At 59.6% G+C, this 240-nt stretch carries 1 protein-coding gene; it reads left to right on the top strand.

The window, feature by feature from the left end; genetic code table 11:
- On the top strand, nucleotides 1-240 hold a 240-nt coding region (locus tag L6D77_RS27215), incomplete at both ends, for an immunoglobulin-like domain-containing protein (protein ID WP_236170249.1).

The raw sequence follows: 240 nt of genomic DNA, 5'->3' as shown, positions 1-240 counted from the left end.
ATGGCGATGTCACCGAAGACCAGCAGCCAAGCTTCACCGTCAAAGTCAGCCAGAAACTGGATCAGGACCTCACCGTTACGCTGAGCAACGGCGCCAAAGTCGTGATTCCGGCCGGCCAGACCGAAGCCATCTACAAGGCCGACGCCCAGGGCGATGACGTCTTCAAAGATGCCGATAGCCTGACCGTGGGTGTCAGCGACGCAACCGTCGCTGGCAAGACCTTCGAGAACCTGGAACTGG

The organism is Pseudomonas parasichuanensis (assembly GCF_021601385.1).
Taxonomy (GTDB): domain Bacteria; phylum Pseudomonadota; class Gammaproteobacteria; order Pseudomonadales; family Pseudomonadaceae; genus Aquipseudomonas; species Aquipseudomonas parasichuanensis.
Note: the sequence above shows the minus strand (reverse complement) of the source record. Positions and strands in the feature narration are given on the sequence as shown.